Origin of the sequence: uncultured Ruminococcus sp. (genome assembly GCF_934476685.1) — a bacterium.
GTDB lineage: Bacteria > Bacillota > Clostridia > Oscillospirales > Ruminococcaceae > Hominimerdicola.
The window spans coordinates 497,739-515,282 of the sequence record NZ_CAKSNX010000001.1; the positions used below are offsets into that span (position 1 = coordinate 497,739).

14 protein-coding genes and 1 tRNA gene are annotated in these 17,544 nt (G+C 44.4%); 11 read left to right on the plus strand and 4 right to left on the minus strand.

Going from position 1 to position 17,544, the window contains the following annotated elements:
- Positions 1-102 precede the first annotated feature (102 nt).
- Both Q0E19_RS02250 and Q0E19_RS02255 read right to left on the minus strand, forming a co-directional pair.
- A complete protein-coding gene (locus tag Q0E19_RS02250) occupies positions 103-1,269 on the minus strand; it encodes a serine hydrolase (RefSeq protein ID WP_294406833.1) in 1,167 nt (388 codons plus the stop codon).
- A gap of 91 nt (positions 1,270-1,360) precedes the next feature.
- Positions 1,361-1,972: a helix-turn-helix domain-containing protein gene (locus tag Q0E19_RS02255; RefSeq protein WP_294406836.1), complete on the minus strand. Its 612-nt coding sequence runs from the start codon at positions 1,970-1,972 to the stop codon at positions 1,361-1,363.
- A 208-nt stretch (positions 1,973-2,180) separates the two neighbouring features.
- On the opposite strand from Q0E19_RS02255, the gene Q0E19_RS02260 reads away from it, so the two are divergent.
- From Q0E19_RS02260 to Q0E19_RS02270, 3 genes are read left to right on the plus strand one after another with little or no spacing between them, the layout of a single operon-like run.
- A complete protein-coding gene (locus Q0E19_RS02260) occupies positions 2,181-2,420 on the plus strand; it encodes a FeoA family protein (protein ID WP_294406837.1) in 240 nt (79 codons plus the stop codon).
- Entirely contained in the window at positions 2,417-4,426 is a 2,010-nt protein-coding gene (gene feoB / locus Q0E19_RS02265) for a ferrous iron transport protein B (RefSeq protein WP_294406840.1), read from the plus strand. Before Q0E19_RS02260 ends, feoB begins: the two co-directional genes overlap by 4 nt.
- Positions 4,423-4,587, plus strand: coding sequence for a FeoB-associated Cys-rich membrane protein (locus tag Q0E19_RS02270; RefSeq protein WP_294406845.1), 165 nt, complete (start codon positions 4,423-4,425; stop codon positions 4,585-4,587). The genes feoB and Q0E19_RS02270 overlap by 4 nt, the downstream gene beginning before the upstream one ends.
- 59 nt (positions 4,588-4,646) lie before the next feature.
- Here Q0E19_RS02270 and Q0E19_RS02275 read toward each other — a convergent pair whose 3' ends face one another.
- The gene (locus Q0E19_RS02275) at positions 4,647-5,993 is read right to left on the minus strand and encodes an MATE family efflux transporter (RefSeq protein ID WP_294406847.1); all 1,347 of its coding nucleotides are present in this window, start codon (positions 5,991-5,993) and stop codon (positions 4,647-4,649) included.
- Positions 5,994-6,285: 292 nt separating this feature from the next.
- Here Q0E19_RS02275 and Q0E19_RS02280 point away from each other — a divergent pair, with 292 nt between their 5' ends.
- Both Q0E19_RS02280 and Q0E19_RS02285 read left to right on the plus strand, forming a co-directional pair.
- Positions 6,286-7,869, plus strand: coding sequence for an MBL fold metallo-hydrolase (locus Q0E19_RS02280; RefSeq protein WP_294406849.1), 1,584 nt, complete (start codon positions 6,286-6,288; stop codon positions 7,867-7,869).
- Between the two features lie 26 nt (positions 7,870-7,895).
- Entirely contained in the window at positions 7,896-8,840 is a 945-nt protein-coding gene (locus Q0E19_RS02285) for a nucleoside kinase (RefSeq protein ID WP_294406851.1), read from the plus strand.
- A gap of 54 nt (positions 8,841-8,894) precedes the next feature.
- Here Q0E19_RS02285 and Q0E19_RS02290 read toward each other — a convergent pair whose 3' ends face one another.
- Positions 8,895-11,309: a CotH kinase family protein gene (locus Q0E19_RS02290; protein WP_294406853.1), complete on the minus strand. Its 2,415-nt coding sequence runs from the start codon at positions 11,307-11,309 to the stop codon at positions 8,895-8,897.
- 339 nt (positions 11,310-11,648) lie between these two features.
- On the opposite strand from Q0E19_RS02290, the gene Q0E19_RS02295 reads away from it, so the two are divergent.
- From Q0E19_RS02295 to Q0E19_RS02320, 6 genes are all read left to right on the plus strand, one after another.
- Positions 11,649-11,735, plus strand: a tRNA-Leu gene (locus Q0E19_RS02295).
- A 164-nt stretch (positions 11,736-11,899) separates the two neighbouring features.
- Positions 11,900-13,033, plus strand: coding sequence for a cysteine desulfurase family protein (locus Q0E19_RS02300; protein ID WP_294406857.1), 1,134 nt, complete (start codon positions 11,900-11,902; stop codon positions 13,031-13,033).
- Between the two features lie 75 nt (positions 13,034-13,108).
- Positions 13,109-14,284 carry a tRNA uracil 4-sulfurtransferase ThiI gene (gene thiI, locus Q0E19_RS02305; protein WP_294406860.1) on the plus strand — a complete coding sequence of 392 codons (1,176 nt, stop codon included), beginning with the start codon at positions 13,109-13,111 and terminating at the stop codon, positions 14,282-14,284.
- A 329-nt stretch (positions 14,285-14,613) separates the two neighbouring features.
- A complete protein-coding gene (locus Q0E19_RS02310; protein ID WP_294406861.1) occupies positions 14,614-15,117 on the plus strand; it encodes a CinA family protein in 504 nt (167 codons plus the stop codon).
- Positions 15,118-15,133: 16 nt separating this feature from the next.
- Positions 15,134-16,207, plus strand: a complete 1,074-nt coding sequence (locus Q0E19_RS02315) for a class B sortase (RefSeq protein WP_294406863.1) — start codon at positions 15,134-15,136, stop codon at positions 16,205-16,207.
- A 119-nt stretch (positions 16,208-16,326) separates the two neighbouring features.
- Entirely contained in the window at positions 16,327-17,448 is a 1,122-nt protein-coding gene (locus tag Q0E19_RS02320; RefSeq protein ID WP_294406867.1) for a cell wall hydrolase, read from the plus strand.
- The last annotated feature ends 96 nt before the right edge of the window (positions 17,449-17,544 follow it).

The following is a 17,544-nucleotide window of genomic DNA, read 5'->3' on the forward strand; positions in this document are numbered from 1 at the left end:
GCTTAACTGAGCTGCAAAACTGAAAAGATTTGTCATAAAGAAGGGCCTCCCGAAAAGCAAAAGCTTTCGGGAGGTCCTTTCGTTTGTATTGGATCAATGGGTTCAGTCGAGTGAACTCCATATCATATTATAAAGAGTTTTTACTGTTCTTGTGCAGCCTGAGCCTGCGAGCTGGATAAAATACAGCATAGCCATATCTTCAACAGGGTCTATTGCAAAATAACAGCCCATCCAGCCGTCCCAGCCGAACTGTCCCTCTGAGCCGCAAAGTCCCGACTCAGTCACATTTTGATGTACACGCATAAAGCTGCCGTAGCCGTATCCCTTCATGCTGTCCCAGTCAACGCTTTTCAGCTGCTGTTCGTTGAGATAATTCTTTGTCATAAGCTCAACAGTCTTTCTGCCGAGTATTCTCTTTCCGTTGTATTCGCCCTTGTTCATAAGCATTTTTACGAACTTCGAGTAATCGTTCAGAGTGGAAACAAGTCCTGCTCCGCCCGATTCAAAGGCAGGCGGCTTTCTGTAATCCGTAAGGCAGAGGTGGAAATGCGTGAAAGGTCTTATACCGCCGTCAGCATATTCATAAGCCTGTGCGAGCCTTGAATATTTCTCTTCGGGGATATAGAAGCCTGTGTCGTTCATTCCGAGAGGAGTGAATATCTCCTTGTCGAAAAATTCGCCCAGAGTCATTCCCGATACGACCTCTATAACTGCGCCCATTATATCCGCCGATGCGCCGTACATCCACTTTTCTCCTGGGGTGAAAGCAAGAGGCTTTTTACCCATTTCAAGAGCAAATTCCTTTGTGTTCAGCAGCTTTCCGCCTTTGAGGTAATTTTCCGACTGCATACCCCAAAGCGCACCTACCGCCTGTCCTGACGGGTGTCCGTCTGGGTAGGATATGCCCGATGTCATTGAAAGAAGATCACGGATAGTTATGTCACGCTCCGCAGGACGTTCGCCGTTTTCGTCCAGTACCATAGGGTTCTCGAAAGTCGGCAGATACCATTTTAACTGATCGTTGAAATCCAACATTCCACGCTCTATCAGTATCATTGCAGCCACAGCGGTGACAGGCTTTGTCATGGAGAAAAGCCTGAAGATAGTATCGTCTGTCATAGGGATAGCGTTTTCCTTATCAGCCATGCCGATATTCTTTTTGAAAACAGTTTCGCCCTTGTGTATAACGGCGATCTCTGCTCCCGAAAGAACGTTTCCGTTTATCTCCTTTTCTATGGCAGGGACAATGTATTTGAAATTTTCGTACATATACAAACCTCCATAATAAAATATGTTATGGAAATTATATCACATACTTTTTCCGTTTTCAAGCCGCTCTGCGGAATTATTCGTGAACATTTTAAATATACTGATAACAAAGTCCCTCGGCGGCAGAATACCAGACAAGCTTTCCGTGAGCGAGCATAGGTATGCGCACCTGAAGATCCCATTCGGGATAAGTTTTTCTCATAAATATAGTGTCGCCTGTCAAAAGTGCGCAGAAAGAGATGTAATTTTCTTTCGTCATTTCGTGATCTGAGGATATAAAATATTCTCCGTCTATCTTTTCAACACGAAGTTTTTCACTTTCCTCAGCTTTTCTTGGTGTCAACGGAGAAAGCGACTTCCCGCAGCAGCTTATCTCACCGCCGCCCAGAGATGTCAGCACATTGCCGCAGTTTGGGCATACATAAAATTTAAGGTCTTTCATATTTCCTCCCTGTTGTTGATTTTCATTCATTTCGCCTGTTAAAAGCACCTGCACAGGTACGGAGAATATCTCCGCAAGGTTATAAAGCTGTGGAAGATCGGGCATACCGCTGCCACGCTCCCATTTTGAAACAGCCTTGTCGCTGACAAAAAGCTGCTGCGCAAGAGCCTGTTGAGTAAGTCCCATTTCAGTTCTCAGCTTTTTTATAAACTCACCTGTCTTTATGATGCTTTGGGGATCGGCAATATTTGTTTTCTTCAATTTTGCTCTTACCTCCTTTTCTCAGTCTGTTATCCATTATAGCAGAATATCCTGCTTTGTGCAATAAACGCTTAGTAGAATCAGCAGAAATTAAAAGCGGTAGAATTTTGTTGCTTTTTTACTTGACATAGTATGTTAGCTGTGGTAAACTTAAAAAAGATAGCTAAGGCTAACTTTTGACATAAACTGACTTGAACGGAGGAAAATAATGACGTTGGATAAATTGCCGATAGGAGAATCGGCGGTAATAAAAAAGGTAGGCGGCGAGGGCGCACTGCGTTTAAGGCTGCTGGATATGGGTCTGACCTCCCGAACAAAGGTAACGATGCGGAAGATCGCACCTATGGGCGATCCAATAGAAATAAATATACGGGGTTATGAACTTACCCTGCGTATCGAGGACGCTATGAATATCGAGCTTGAACCGACAGGAGGGGATAAGAAATGAGATTTGCCTTAGCAGGAAATCAGAACTGCGGTAAGACTACGCTGTTCAATGCCCTCACAGGTTCAAATCAGCACGTCGGAAATTTTCCGGGCGTAACTGTTGAACAGAAGATAGGTCAGATAAAAGGGACAAAGGATTGCTCTGTGGTGGATCTGCCGGGAATATATTCTCTGCGGCCTTATACGCAGGAGGAGATAGTTACTCAGGAGTATATCCTGAAAGAAAAGCCTGACGGCATAATCAATATCGTTGACGCAACCAATATTGAAAGAAATCTGTATCTCACCCTCCAACTGCTTGAACTGCGTGTGCCGATGGTGCTTGCGCTCAATATGATGGACGAGGTAAGAGCAAACGGCGGAACGATAGATGTGGCAATACTTTCGGCTGCGCTTGGCATACCTGTTGTCCCTGTAAGTGCGGCAAAGGGCGAGGGCGTGACGGAGCTTATCGACAAGGCTATGGACGTGGCGAGAGAACGCAAAAAGCCTGTTGTAACGGACTTCTGCGCAGATGATTCACCTGTCCACAGATGTATACACGCTGTTGTGCATCTTATAATGGATCATGCGGTGAGGATAAATCTTCCGCCGAGATTTTGTGCGACAAAGCTTATAGAGGGCGACGACGATATGGCGCAGAAGCTTGCTCTTACGCAGAATGAGCTTGAACTTCTTGAGCATTGCATAGTCGAAATGGAGAACGAATCGGGCTTTGACCGCAACGAGGCTCTGGCGGATATGCGCTATACATTTATCGAAAAAGCGGTGGAACTTTCGGTGGTGAAATGCCACGAAAGCAAGGAACATATCCGAAGTGTGAAGATAGACCGTATACTTACAGGAAAATATACGGCGATACCTGTGTTTATCGGCATAATGCTTACGGTGTTCTTCCTTACGTTCAATGTTATCGGTTCGTTCCTGTCGGATCTGCTGTCCATGGGCATAGACAAGCTGACGGAGCTTGTGGATAAAGGTCTGACCGCATACGGCATTAACCCTGTTGTACATAGCTTAGTTATAGACGGAGTTTTTGCGGGCGTGGGAAGTGTTTTAAGCTTTCTGCCAATAATAGTTACGCTGTTTTTCTTCCTTTCCATACTGGAAGATACGGGATATATGGCGAGGGTAGCTTTTGTAATGGACAAGCTGCTGCGAAAGATAGGTCTTTCGGGACGAAGTTTTGTGCCTATGCTGATAGGTTTCGGCTGTTCAGTTCCTGCGATAATGGCAACAAGAACGCTGGTTTCCGACAGGGACAGAAAGATGACGATCCTCTTGACTCCATATATGAGCTGTTCGGCAAAGATACCAATATATGCTGTGTTCTGCGCAGCGTTTTTCCATAAGTATCAGGCGCTTGTGATGATAGGACTTTATCTTACGGGAATGGTGCTTGCGGTAGTTGTGGCGCTTATATTCAAGAATACTGCTTTCAAGGGAAAACCTGTTCCGTTTGTAATGGAGCTGCCGAATTACAGACTGCCTTTCGCAAAAAGCGTCGGACTTCTTCTGTGGGATAAGGCAAAGGATTTTATTCAGAGAGCATTTACCGTAATATTCCTTGCGACAATAATCATATGGTTTTTGCAGAATTTTGATACAAGACTTGATCCGGTCAGCGACTCTGCCGACAGCCTTCTTGCCCTTATCGGAAGATTTATCGCACCGCTGTTCACTCCGCTGGGATTTGGCGACTGGAAAGCGGTCACATCGCTTATCTCAGGCTTTACAGCCAAGGAGGCCGTTGTCAGCACCATGAGCGTACTTATGAACACCAGTACGGCGAACCTCGGAGCAGTTCTTTCGGGAGCGTTCAGCACGCTTTCCGCAGTAAGTTTCCTTATATTCACCCTGCTTTATACCCCATGTGCAGCTGCGGTGGCGGCAATAAAGCGTGAACTTAATTCGGGACTTATGACCATAGGCGTGGTAATAATGCAGTGTACAGTAGCGTGGGTATGTGCATTCGCAGTTTATCAGATAGGAAGTCTGCTGATATGAGTGTTGCTGATTATGTAATTGTGGGCATACTTCTGCTTTGTGTGGTGCTTGCGGTAAGATATATCGTAAAGCAGAAAAGGTCGGGCGGCTGTATAGGCTGTTCGGGCTGCGGCTGTGCAGGCTGTGAAAAAGCAAAGGCGAAAAACACAACTGAAAAGTAAAACCAAACATAAAAAATGCGTCTGCTGATATTTTCGGCAGACGTATTTTGTGTGCATATTTATTCGGCTATCTTGCCCGAACGGACGCTCTTATTTGAGAAAAATGCAATGGCGAGAATTACAGCCATTCCTGCCCATACAAGCGGTTCGGAGATGATTATTCCGTCATATCCCATAAGCGGAGCAAGATACCATGCTACCGCAAATTTTCCCGCAAGCTCCAAAAGGCTTGAAAGTATAGGCGAAACCTTTGCGCCGATGCCCTGCAAAGCATTTCGGAACACAATCACCACTCCGAGAATAAAATAGCAGGCGGTGTTGAATTTCATATATCTTGTAACTGTTGAAACTATGGCAGGGTCGTCAAGGCTCGTTACAAGTCTTGTAAGCTGAGGGGTGAAGAGCCATGTCACTAGCACAACTATGGCTGACCATATCCATGTGATAAGCGTTGCTTTAAGAACACATTCCTTTACCCTCTTCATTTTTCCTGCGCCGTAGTTCTGCCCTGCAATAGTGGCGGCGGCAGCACCGAGGACGGATATGGTGAGCATATACATTTCGGATATCTTTCTTGCCGCTGTGTGCGCAACTATTATCTTAGAACCGAAGTTGTTTATTGCTCCCTGCATTATGAGCGTGCCTATTCCAACGAGGGATATCATCAGTCCCATAGACGCTCCGCTTGCATACATATCGCCGCACAGCTTCTTTTCCGGAATAAAATCCTCTTTGTGTGGGATAAGCAGTCTGTGCTTTCTGAATATGTATATTATGCAAAGCACCACCGATACAGCCTGCGCAATAAGCGTAGCATATGCCGCACCCTCAACGTCCATCTTAAATCCGAGAATGAAAAGTATATCCAATCCCACATTAAGAATAGTTGCGATAATGAGGAATATAAGCGGTGATACTGTATCGCCTATGGCTCTCAGACAGGCAGCGCAGACGTTATACATCATTGTGATGAGCATTCCTGCAAGTATTACTGCGATATAAGCCTTAGCCTGCGGGATAATTTCATCAGGAGTATTGAGCGCTCTGAGGAGGGGAGTAAGAAAGCAAAGGCTTGCCGCCGTCAGAACTGCTCCCGTTGCCACACCGAGGGTAATGCTCAGCCCCACAGTTTTTCTCATTCTGTCAAAATCCTTTGCACCGAAAAATCTTGCGGTCACAAGCGCAAAACCGTTTGTAAGTCCGTTGAGAAATCCCACTATTACAGAATTCAATGCAGATGTCGCACCAACCGCCGCAATAGCGTTTTCGCCTATGAACTGTCCCACTATACGGGTGTCGGCGAGATTATAAAAAAGCTGAAAAAGATTGCCTAATAGCAGCGGCAGGGCAAAGCTTATTATAAGCCTGAACATACCGCCTTTTGTCAGATCCTTAATACATATCATTCCTTTCCTTACTTATAAGCGCAGTACGCATTTCTGACATTCTGCGTAAACCTATAATATATTATCATTTAAGTTGGAACAATTCATCAAATATATGTGAAAACTTATCGTTTTTAAGAACGTCGAAAAAAGTTTGATTTATGATAATTATGCAGTTTGTACAAAAATTATACCAAAACTCCTTGATTTTTTACACTGACTATGCTATACTATAAATAAAACATAGTTTAAACTACGTTTTATTGCAAGATCCTATTCTTGTTTTTTCCTATTTGAAACGGAGGTATGTAATATGAAAATGACATTTATCGGAGCTGCGCACGAGGTAACGGGCAGCTGCACATATATAGAAGCCTGCGGAAAGAGATTTCTTGTCGATTTCGGTATGGAACAGGGGGTAGACTATTTCGTCAATGCAAAAGTTCCATGTCCGCCGTCGGGGATAGATTTCGTTCTGCTGACTCACGCACATATCGACCATTCTGGACTGCTGCCGCTGCTGTATGCAGGGGGATTTTCGGGCGAGATACACGCCACTCAGGCGACCTGCAACCTTTGTTCCATAATGCTGAGAGATTCTGCACATATTCAGGAGTTTGAAGCCGAGTGGAGAAGCCGTAAGGGCAGAAGAAAAGGTCTTGAAGAAGTCGAGCCGCTTTACACTATGGCTGACGCTGAGGGTGCGATAGCTTTGCTTTGTCCACACCAGTACGAAACTGAAACGGAGATATGCGACGGAATAAAAGTGAAGTTCGTCGATGCAGGACACCTTCTCGGATCGTCCAGCATAGAGATATACATTACAGAGGGCGAAGTCACCCGAAAGCTTGTGTTCTCAGGGGATATAGGAAATCTGGATCAGCCGCTCATAAGAGATCCGCAGTATCTTAATGACGCAGACTATGTTGTTATGGAATCTACCTACGGCAACCGCCGTCATCAGAAGGTGGAGAACTATACCGAAAGACTTGCTCAGCTCATACAGAAAGCTTTCGATAGAGGCGGAAACCTTATCATACCTTCCTTTGCTGTGGGAAGAACGCAGGAGCTGCTGTATTTTATCCGACAGATAAAGGCGGACGGACTTGTTAAAAACCATGGGGATTTCCCTGTGTATATAGACTCGCCCCTTGCCATAGAGGCAACAAGGGTGTTCAACGAAAATAAAAATTCCTGCTTTGATGAAGAGGCTATGTCTTTCGTTTCAAAGGGGATAAACCCTATAACATTCTCAAATCTGAGAGTAGCCGTAACAAGTGACGAATCAAAGGCAATAAATTTTGATACTCAGCCGAAGATAATCATTTCCGCCAGCGGTATGTGCGAGGCAGGAAGAATAAAGCATCACCTTAAACACAACCTATGGAAGTCTGAGAACATAATCCTTTTTGTGGGATATCAGGCTGTAAATACGCTGGGCAGAAGTCTTGTTGATGGCGCAAAGACGGTGAAGCTTTTCGGTGAGGAGATAAATGTTGCCGCCGAGATAACCGTTCTGCTGGGAATAAGCGGTCATGCCGATATAGACGGACTTGATAAGTGGATAACGCATATCAATGCCCCGAAGAAAGTATTTGTGAACCATGGCGAGGCTGAAATAGCGGAATATTATAAGGAACATCTTCGTGATATGGGATATAATGCCTTTGCGCCGTACAGCGGAGCGTACTGCGATCTTGCAACGGGCGAGTTCGTCAACGTTGAGCCTATTAAGATCGAAAAGAAGGAAAGCCCTGCCTCAACGAGCTATCAAAGACTTTGTGCTTCACTTGACCGACTTTCTGCTCTTGTCAGATCAAGCAAGGGCTTGAGCAATAAGGACCTTGCTAAGCTTACAGATACTATAAATAATCTCTGCACAAAGTGGGAAAACTAGGTGCAACGAAAGGTACAGATAATAATATGAAAAAAATAAATGTCAACGCTATCGACAGAAAGCTGTGCGATCAGGCTCTTTTTGCGGAGGAATGTAACAAAAAGTATGAAAAAAAGCTGAAAGCCGCCGTCGAGAGGATAGCCGATGAGCGTTATGAAAGACCTGTCATACTTCTGTCAGGTCCGTCGGGTTCTGGTAAAACCACCTCTGCGCTGAAGATAGATAATATGCTGGACGAAATGAATATCCATACCCATACCATATCAATGGACGATTATTTTCTGCCGGCGGGAAAATTCACCACCGCCATAGGCGAGGACGGAAAGCCGGATTATGAAGCTCCGGCAAGAATAGATATCGAAAAAATGACTTCCCATATGCAGCTTATCTCACAATGTGAAGAGGTAGTTATACCGAGGTTTGAGTTCGCAACGCAGACCGTTGAGGACGGATATAAGCTAAAAAGGGATAAGGACGATATAGTAATTTTCGAGGGTATCCATGCCCTTAACCCCCTTGTAACAGGTGCGGCAGGGGATTTCGCTAGATGTATGTACGTCAGCGTCAGAACAAGAATAGAGCTTTCAGACGGCACTCTCGTTCACCCATCGCTCATAAGACTTATGCGCAGACTTATCCGTGATGAGAATTTCAGAGGAAGAACGCCTGCCGAAACTCTCGATATGTTTTCAAGCGTTGAGAGGGGAGAAAACAAATATATCCTGCCATACAAGTTCAGAGCGGAGGAAGATCCTGCTTTCTCAATAGATACGTTCCTTGCATACGAACCTGCGGTGTATAAGAATTTTCTTATTGAAAAGATCGAAAAGGAGAGCAGGACATATCCGGATTTTAAACCATTTGAGCCTATGCTAAAACTGCTCAGAGAGGTAGAACCTATGGATATCTCAAAGGTGCCTGCGGATTCCCTTGCAAGAGAATTTATCGGCGGCAGCAGCTACGAATACTGATATAAATAATAGAATAAAAAATAACGGGCAGCCTTTAAAAGCTGTCCGTTGTCTTTATAGTATGCTCTTCTCAAATTGTGCGGTCACATTTACATTTCCGCTGACTGTAATGTTAAGCTCACTGGAATTTTCGTCTGTTTCTTTGCCGTTTATCTTCCAGCCTGTGAAGATATATCCGTCCTTAGGCTCTGCCGTAAGGGTAAGCCTGCCGCCGTCATAGTATGTTCCGCTGAAATCACTGCGTATCTCGCTGCCGTTCACAAGAACAGTTCCGCTCAAAAAGTCCGCAGAGCGTATGCTCACCGTCCTGCGTTCGGAAACTGTGAACGCAGCCTCGACAGATTTCAGAATTGATCTCTGACGTTTGAAGAAAAAGCTGTTCATACGATTTATCGCCTGATCGGTGGAGTTTTCAATGCTGTAATATGTGGGGAAACGCTTGAAATAGTTTTTCATTTCCTCATAGTATACGGATTTGTATTGAGTGAGGTACTGCTTGTATGTTCCGTAGTCAAAATTTATATTCCTTATATCCATAAGCGAGGTAAGGAAAAGATCTTTAAATTCAGGGTTTTTCAGCAGACTGTTTATTATCGAACCCAGCGGATAATTGTTCTTGCTTTCAAGGTAAGTGAAAATATCGGTCTGATCGTCTATATCGTTGTAATGCCATGCGGAGGATTCTGTGTCGAACATAAAAAATCTCCACCTGCCGTCCGAATACCTGTTGCCCGATATAACGTTTCTTGTTTTCCAGCAGCCGTAGTTGTTCTGCGGCCAGTCGTCATTATAAAGATATATTTCCGCCGCAATGTACTGAGCAAAGCTTTCCATATCCAGCATTGACTCAGCCTTTCGGTAATTTTCCTCCACGCTCATATCGTTTTGAGCGATATAGTCACGCATCGAGTTGAAGCTAAGCTCGTCCGCAGGCTCGCCCTCTTCAAGATTGTCCGTCTTGTATATCACGACTTCACTTTCGGGAACACCGTAGTGATATTCAAAATAATCCGCCGTGTAATCCTCCTGAAGAGTGTAAAGTCCCCAGTATTCTCCGTCAATGAAAAGCACGCAGGCTCTTCCTGTCTGAGTGGAGAAATCCTTCTCGCTGACCATATCCTGAAACATTATATCTTTGAATTTGCAGTAGTTTGTGTCATTTCCGCCGTTTCGCAGAACTATGGTGTCAAAGCTGTCCATAACATTTCCATTGCTGTCGGTCAGACCGTCCCAGAAAGCGTAGTTGAACGAACCTTTGCCGTATTTGCTCCTTGCGAAAAATCTGAATGACTTCTGATATTCCGCCCTCGACCAGCCACCCTGTATCCTCATTCCTGCGTCCTGCGAAATTTTCAGACTGCCGTCGCTTTCAAAAAATTCGATGTAACATTCACGCTCCCACTCCTTGCCTTTCTGATTGTAGTTGGCAGGGATAGCGCCGTTGTAGTAATGATTTGGATTTCTCTCGTAGTATTCTTCGTAAACTTCGCCTGTGCAGTATATTCCGCTTTCCTCATCATAAAGAGAATCGGGCGAGGTAACAACGGATATAACAGGCAGATCATTGTGATCCGCAGTAGTAAGTCCCACAAAATAAGCGGCGGTAGATACCTTTCCGTACTTTCCGTCCGAACTCTGAGCGCAGGCTCTTATAACCGTACCTTTGTCCACGTCCTCGTCCTCAGGCGGCCACGCACGTCCGGGGCGGAGATTGAGCTGGATATAGACAGGGTCATAGGAAGAGAGCCTGTTTTCTGTTCCGTTCATATTTTTTATCTCAACTGCATCGCTGTAAGCTATCCTTGTGTCTGAACTGCGTGGATCTGTGCCGTCAAGAGTGTAGAAGATGTTCTGTCCCTCTGCGGCGGATATCTCAAGGGAAAATCCCTCAGCATAAAATCCGCTCTGCCTGCTGAAAACAGGGGTCGCACCCACCTGCACAGAGCTGTTTGCGCAGAGGGGAGTAGGCTCGGATATATACATTTCTCCTCTGTCATTTTTAGAATATGAATATCCTTTTTCCATTTTGCAGACGTCGATCTTTTCGCAAACTGAAAAAGCGTAGTCAAGCTCTATAACGCTGTCCTCAGCCTTGCTTATGCTGAAATCCACCGACGGCTGACTGCTGTCGGTAAATCCGTTTTTGGAACAGTAAATAAGGATATATTCTCCCGATTTAACGGTGTAGTCGCCGATAGGCTGCTGCTCACCGCCGTTCTTGCGAAGGGAAAATCCGCTGAGCGAAACATCACGGGAAGTCGGATTGAATATCTCTATCCAGTCGCAAAGTTCGCCGTCAGCGTCCCTAAACTGAGCGTCGGAAAAATTTCCGTCATTTGCCGTGCATATTTCGCTTATATATATCTTCGGAGGATAAAGAAAATACACCGCAAGAATTACCCCCGCAGCGAGCATAAAAAGGAGCAAAAATGCTGAAAACTTTTTAGTAAGCCGAATTTCATTTTTCAACACTTTTCACACTCCTCCGAAATATTTTGCGTCATAAATACAGTATGCCCTATAATCAGCACACATATAATAATTATACATATTTTAAGGTACATTGTCAACTGTCGGAATATGGGGGATAGGCATAGTTTTTGAAACTTTTTTTAAGGGGGAGATACAGACGGTTCGGCTTTTCAGATGAAATTAAAAAATGAAAAAATGTTGCTGCGGTACTTGACAAGGCACACAATGTGTGCTATAATATTATTGTTGTTTTGAACAACATATGCGGAGCTACTTGTAAAAAAGTTCGCCTCGGTCTTGTATTTTCACCATGTAAAAATATGGAAATTCAACCTTGCAGGTATGGCGGAATCGGCAGACGCGCTAGCTTCAGGTGCTAGTGGGGGCAACCTCGTGGAAGTTCAAGTCTTCTTACCTGCACCAAATATCTTATTATCCGATATCAGTTCGCTGGTATCGGATTTTTTGTGTCTTTTACACTTTTCTACACCATAATTTTTCACATCTCCCCCTAAACTCGTTGCAAAATATCTCGGTATGTGTTATAATAAAATGTGATACGATAAAATGTGAAAGGATCTGAGATATTGGTTTATCTTGATAACGCTGCTACCACAAAGCCTTGTGAGCAGGCTTGCGAGGCTGTTATGAAAGGACTTGAAACTTTCGGCAATCCCTCTTCTCTGCACAGAGCAGGTTTAGAGGCTGAACTGCTTGTGAGCGAGGCAAGGGAGTGTGTTGCGGACGCTCTCGGCTGTTCTGCCGATGAGATATATTTTACTTCCGGTGCGACGGAAAGCAACAATACTGCTGTTTTCGGAGCATTCAAGGCGCAGGGCAAGAGAAAGCACCGTGCCGTTACAACCACCGTTGAACACCCTGCTGTGGCAAAGCCTTTTGACGAGCTTGAAAAGCTTGGCTGTGAGGTCATAAGGGTATCTCCGGACGAAAACGGAAGATTTTCCGCAAAGGATATATTTGACGCTGTGAATGATGATACGTTCCTTGTGTCGGCTATGCTGGTGAATAACGAAACGGGAGCAGTCCTGCCTGTTCAGAAAGCGTTTTCAATGATAAAGAAAAAATATCCCTCTGTTATAACCCACTGCGACTGCGTTCAGGGATTTATGAAAACCCCTGTCAGCGTGAAAAAGCTCTGTGCTGATATGATATCCGTCAGCGGGCATAAGATATATGCGCCGAAGGGTATCGGTGTGCTGTATATCAGAAAGGGTCTGCATATCCCTGCGTATCTGCTGGGCGGCGGACAGGAAAAGGGTATGCGTTCTGGTACTGAGTCTGTTCCGCTTATCTGCGGATTCGGCGCAGCTGTAAAAATGCTCAAAGACAATATCCCTGCCAATCTCGCAAAGGTAAGAGAGCTTGAAAGCTATCTCTTTGAAAAATGCAGGGAAAACGGCGAGATAACTGTTAATTATTCGGGTGAGGATAAGCTGCCATATGTGAATAGTATCTCCGTCAAGGATCTTAAATCCGAGGTGCTGCTCCATTTCCTTGAAGAGAGGGGAGTGTATGTGTCAAGCGGTTCAGCCTGTTCCAAAGGAAAAAAGAGCGGAGTTTTGCAGGAATTTAAGATACCTGCCCGTGACCTTGATACAACTATCCGTGTAAGCTTCTCTGTGAACTCTCAGAAGAGTGACGTTGACGCTTTTATTGCCGCTGTGGAAGAGGCTCAGAAAAAGCTTGCAAGACTGAGATAGTTCAAATTATTAAAATCTAAAAATCGAACAAACATTTTATACTATATTATATATAAGAGGAAAGGACGTTATCCGATGAACGAAATTATTCTTTGCAAATATGGCGAGATCGCCCTCAAGGGTCTGAACAAAAGTACCTTTGAAAGTATGCTCGTTAAAACAATGAAGAGAAGATTGAGAAATGCAGGTGAGTTCAGAATATCTAAATCGCAGTCAACACTGTATGTTGAACCTGTTAATGAGGAAAGCGACGTTGACGAGGCTGTGGACAGACTTTGTAAAATATTCGGCATAGTAAAGATCTGCCGCTGCTGTGTGCTGGAAAAGGATATGAACGAGATACTCACAAAGTCCCTTGATTATATCGCAGACACAATGGAAACTGTCAGAACTTTCAAAGTTGACGCAAAGCGTTCGGACAAGCGTTTCCCAATGAAGTCGCCTGAGATATGCGTTGAAATGGGCGGAGCGATACTTGAAAGATTTCCGCACCTTAAAGTTGACGTTCATGACCCTGACGTTATCGTAACTGTGGAGATAAGAGAGGAAAAGGCTTACGTCCACGCAGGTCAGCTTGACGGCGCAGGCGGAATACCTGTGGGTTCAAGCGGAAAGGCTATGCTGCTGCTTTCAGGCGGAATAGATTCCCCTGTTGCAGGCTATATGATGGCAAGAAGAGGTGCGATAGTTGACGCTATACACTTTGAAGCACCGCCTTATACATCTGAAAGAGCAAGAATGAAGGTAGAAAAGCTTGCAAAGCTTATGACAGCGTACTGCGGCGATATAAGATTTTTCTGCGTTCCGTTCACAGAGATTCAGGAAACTCTCCGTGACAACTGCCCTGAGGAGCTTTTCACTATTCTGATGAGAAGACTTATGATGGAGATAGCTCAGCGCATATGCAAAGCAGAGGACGTTCAGTCACTTGTAACAGGCGAGAGCCTCGGACAGGTTGCAAGCCAGACTATGTACGCTATGGTCTGTACAGACGCTGTTTGCAAAATGCCTGTGTTCCGCCCATGTATCGGTATGGACAAGTCGGAGATAGTGGAGATAGCTAGAAAGATAAATACCTTTGAAACTTCTATCCTGCCTTATGAGGACTGCTGTACAGTATTCACTCCAAAGCACCCAAGAACACGTCCGACACTTGAAGAGGTGGAAAAGGCTCAGGCATCATATGACTTCGAGCCGCTCATTCAGAAAGCTGTTGAACAGACCAGAGTTGAGATAATTAAGAATTTCTGAACTTGCTAATGGTTACAAACAAGTTACGGTGTTACCGATGCTTAAATTTTAAGTACGCTTTTTTGTACTTCAAATTTGTGCAGAATATGTTGATATATATCGAAAACCCCGATTTTTCGGGGCTTTCTTATGGCTTTGAAAGCTGAAAAGTATACACAATGTGCAGACAATGGTAACAAAAACGTAACATTTTAAGGGCTGAAAAAGGGATTTTTTAAGTTTCAAAAGTTCGTGAAATTAATTAAATGTTAATAATAGGGCGTTTTTTTATGTGCAATATATAAGTAAATGCCAAAGATATTGTAGTTAAATTTGCTGAAGGTGACAAAGTGGTAACAGAAAGTATTGACATAGTTACAAAAAGTGTAGTAAAATATATGTTAAAGAGCGGTCTTACTATGTGTACAGCCGAAAGCTGTACAGGCGGTATGCTTGCACAGACCATTACTTCTGTGGCAGGCGCTTCGGGAATGTTCCCAGGAGGGATATGCTCTTACTCAGAACGGATAAAAAAAGATGTTCTCGGCGTAAGTGAGAAAACGCTGGAAGAATATTCGGTCTATTCTATGCAGACCGCAAGTGAGATGAGCGCAGGTGCTTTAAAGCTTTTCGGCACTGACGCAGCGGTGGGCATAACGGGTATCGCAGGTCCCGACGGCGGAACGGAGGACAAACCTGTGGGAACGGTGTACGTTTCGGTAAGGTACCATGAGAAAGAGATCGTCCGTGAACTGAGATTGTATGAAGAATATGAAAATCTGACGAGAGAAAAAATACGTTTGCTGACGACGCTGAAAGCTCTGGAAATGACAGCCGAGCTTCTTGAGATCTGAAAGGCTGGTTTATAAAATGGCAATGTCTAATGAAACGATGAACCTGACGGAAAGAGATACGTCGAACTTCTTTATCAGATTTGTAAAATACTTTATCCCGTGGAAAGGCGACCCGAAGGGCGAAGTAGTGAGAAAGATAATCTTTATGTTCTCTATCTTCCTCTTCTGCATATCGCTCAATCAGCTGAAGGAATTCCTTCAGGGCGACGAGGAAACACGTTCCTATATGCAGGACGTTATCGTCAAGTACGAACCCGATTTCAGCGACGATGTAAATTATGACAGCGTAAGCGGCGGGGACGATGTGGATATAGCAAGTCCTGAAAGCTCTCAGAAAAACAGAGAGGTACAGGATTGGGCGAAAAAGCTCCTTAAAAAGAATGAGGACGTTGTGGGCTGGATAAAGATCCCCGGCTTCAAGGACTCAAACGGAAACGAGTATATAAATTACCCTGTTCTGCAGGGACCGGATAATAATTATTATCTGTATAAGAACCTCGACAAGCAGTACTATGAGTCAGGCAGTATATATGCCGACGCATGGGCGACCATAAATGCCGACGGACAGTCGGACAACATCACGATATTCGGACACCATATGAGATATGTGGGAACTTCCTTCACTCATCTGGCTGAATATAAAAAAGGCGTGGATTTCCTCAAGGAATATCCTGTCATAGAATTTAATACTATATATGAGAATAACGTCAAATACGTTATCGTAAGCTGCTTTGTGGCGAATATCCATGAAAATCAGGACGACGGAAATCTGTTCGTCTACAACGGATACAGATACTTCGATGATGACGAGTATACTTTCGACGGCTGGTATGACGAGATAACAAAGCGTTCGTGGTACTCAAACGATATCGAATGTACGGCGCAGGACAAGTACATAACTCTTTCGACCTGCTCCAACGAAACATCTTATCTGAGATGGGTAATAGTTGCAAAGAAGATGACTGCCGATGATAACCTTGACCATATAATAGATTCATATAAGGACAAGGCTAACAAGGATATTTACTTCCCGAAGTGCTGGAGAAATATCTACGGCAACAACAAAAAGGATTTCGGCTGGGCATACTGAGCCGAAGATGATTTTGTTTATTACGCCGCTCTTTAAGGCGTAAAATATAAACTCTGTGATTACTCTCACGGTCACAGACAGACGGTCCTCAGGGCTGTCGGAAAGGTAATGTGATAAAAATGAAGCAGAAGAAAACTGTTGACGCAGGCAGCAAGGCTGCTAAGCCGTCTATCAGGAAAGTAGGAACAATGCTGGGAAGCGGCGCTCTGTGTGTGCTTACAATAGGTACGATAAGCGTTTGCGGACTTGTTAATCAGGCTCGCACCCCGAATGACAGCAAAGAGACAAAAGCTGCAGAAGTGACATCAACTACAACCGTAACAGAGAGAACCGAAGATACTTACACCGCTCTTGACACAGTAGCATGGAGAAAGGCAAGTATCAATGAGTATGAACTTGCTCAGGTAGTAACAGATAAAGAAACTACCACAAAAAAGGCTTCCGAAACAACAAAGTCGGAGACCGCAGCTAAGGAAACCACCACATCGGCTAAGAAGGCTGATGAGAAGCTTGACAACGTAAAGATGCTTGCGACAGAGATAGTAAATCTCAGAGCTGAACCAAGCAAGAGCGCAGAGGTTCTGGCGACTCTTGACAGCGGAGATGATGTAACTGCAAGCGTAAAGACAGCTGACGGCTGGTATAAGGTAAATTACGGCGGCACCGAAGGCTACATAATGGCTGAGTTCCTTGAAAAAGCGCCGGCTGAAACAACAGCAGCAACTACCACAAAGAAGGCAGAAACAACAAAGGCTGCTGAAACAACAAAGAAGGCTGCTACGACAACAGCAAAGAAAACTACCACTACAAAAACTACAACTGCAGCAAAGGACAGCGACACATCTTCAGGCAAGTCTGTAATAAGCTATACAGATGATGAGTTTGAAATGCTCTGCTACGTTCTTCAGGGCGAAGTAGGAAACTGCTCAGAGGAAAGCAAGATCGCAGTTGCGAACGTTATAATCAACAGAGTAAAGTCAAGTGCATTCCCGAATACACTTTCAGGTGTGCTTACTGCTCCAAATCAGTTCACAGCCATTACAGGCTACTACAACCGCACAAAGACTCCTTCACAGAACACTATCGACTGTGCAAAGAGAGCACTTGAGGGCGAGGATAATTCAAACGGAGCTATCTTCTATTACGCACCTCAGTACTGCGGCGGATCAACAGCTGCATGGTTTGAAACTCTGAACTTCTGTTTTGAACTTGACGGTCAGAGATATTTTAAGAACTGGTAAAATAGTGAAAAAAGCTTATGCCGTAAACATGAAAATTGTTTAGGTCTACAAAAAGTCGGGACATTGCTATCATATGTCTTGACTTTTTTTTATGAT

What these genes read in the sequence shown, in the direction of transcription:
- Q0E19_RS02250 (WP_294406833.1), bottom strand. Translation starts at nt 1,269, where the DNA reads ATGTACGAAAATTTCAAATACATTGTCCCTGCCATAGAAAAGGAGATA.
- Q0E19_RS02260 (WP_294406837.1), top strand. Translation starts at nt 2,181, where the DNA reads ATGACGTTGGATAAATTGCCGATAGGAGAATCGGCGGTAATAAAAAAG.
- feoB (WP_294406840.1), top strand. Translation starts at nt 2,417, where the DNA reads ATGAGATTTGCCTTAGCAGGAAATCAGAACTGCGGTAAGACTACGCTG.
- Q0E19_RS02270 (WP_294406845.1), top strand. Translation starts at nt 4,423, where the DNA reads ATGAGTGTTGCTGATTATGTAATTGTGGGCATACTTCTGCTTTGTGTG.
- Q0E19_RS02275 (WP_294406847.1), bottom strand. Translation starts at nt 5,993, where the DNA reads ATGATATGTATTAAGGATCTGACAAAAGGCGGTATGTTCAGGCTTATA.
- Q0E19_RS02280 (WP_294406849.1), top strand. Translation starts at nt 6,286, where the DNA reads ATGAAAATGACATTTATCGGAGCTGCGCACGAGGTAACGGGCAGCTGC.
- Q0E19_RS02285 (WP_294406851.1), top strand. Translation starts at nt 7,896, where the DNA reads ATGAAAAAAATAAATGTCAACGCTATCGACAGAAAGCTGTGCGATCAG.
- thiI (WP_294406860.1), top strand. Translation starts at nt 13,109, where the DNA reads ATGAACGAAATTATTCTTTGCAAATATGGCGAGATCGCCCTCAAGGGT.
- Q0E19_RS02315 (WP_294406863.1), top strand. Translation starts at nt 15,134, where the DNA reads ATGGCAATGTCTAATGAAACGATGAACCTGACGGAAAGAGATACGTCG.
- Q0E19_RS02320 (WP_294406867.1), top strand. Translation starts at nt 16,327, where the DNA reads ATGAAGCAGAAGAAAACTGTTGACGCAGGCAGCAAGGCTGCTAAGCCG.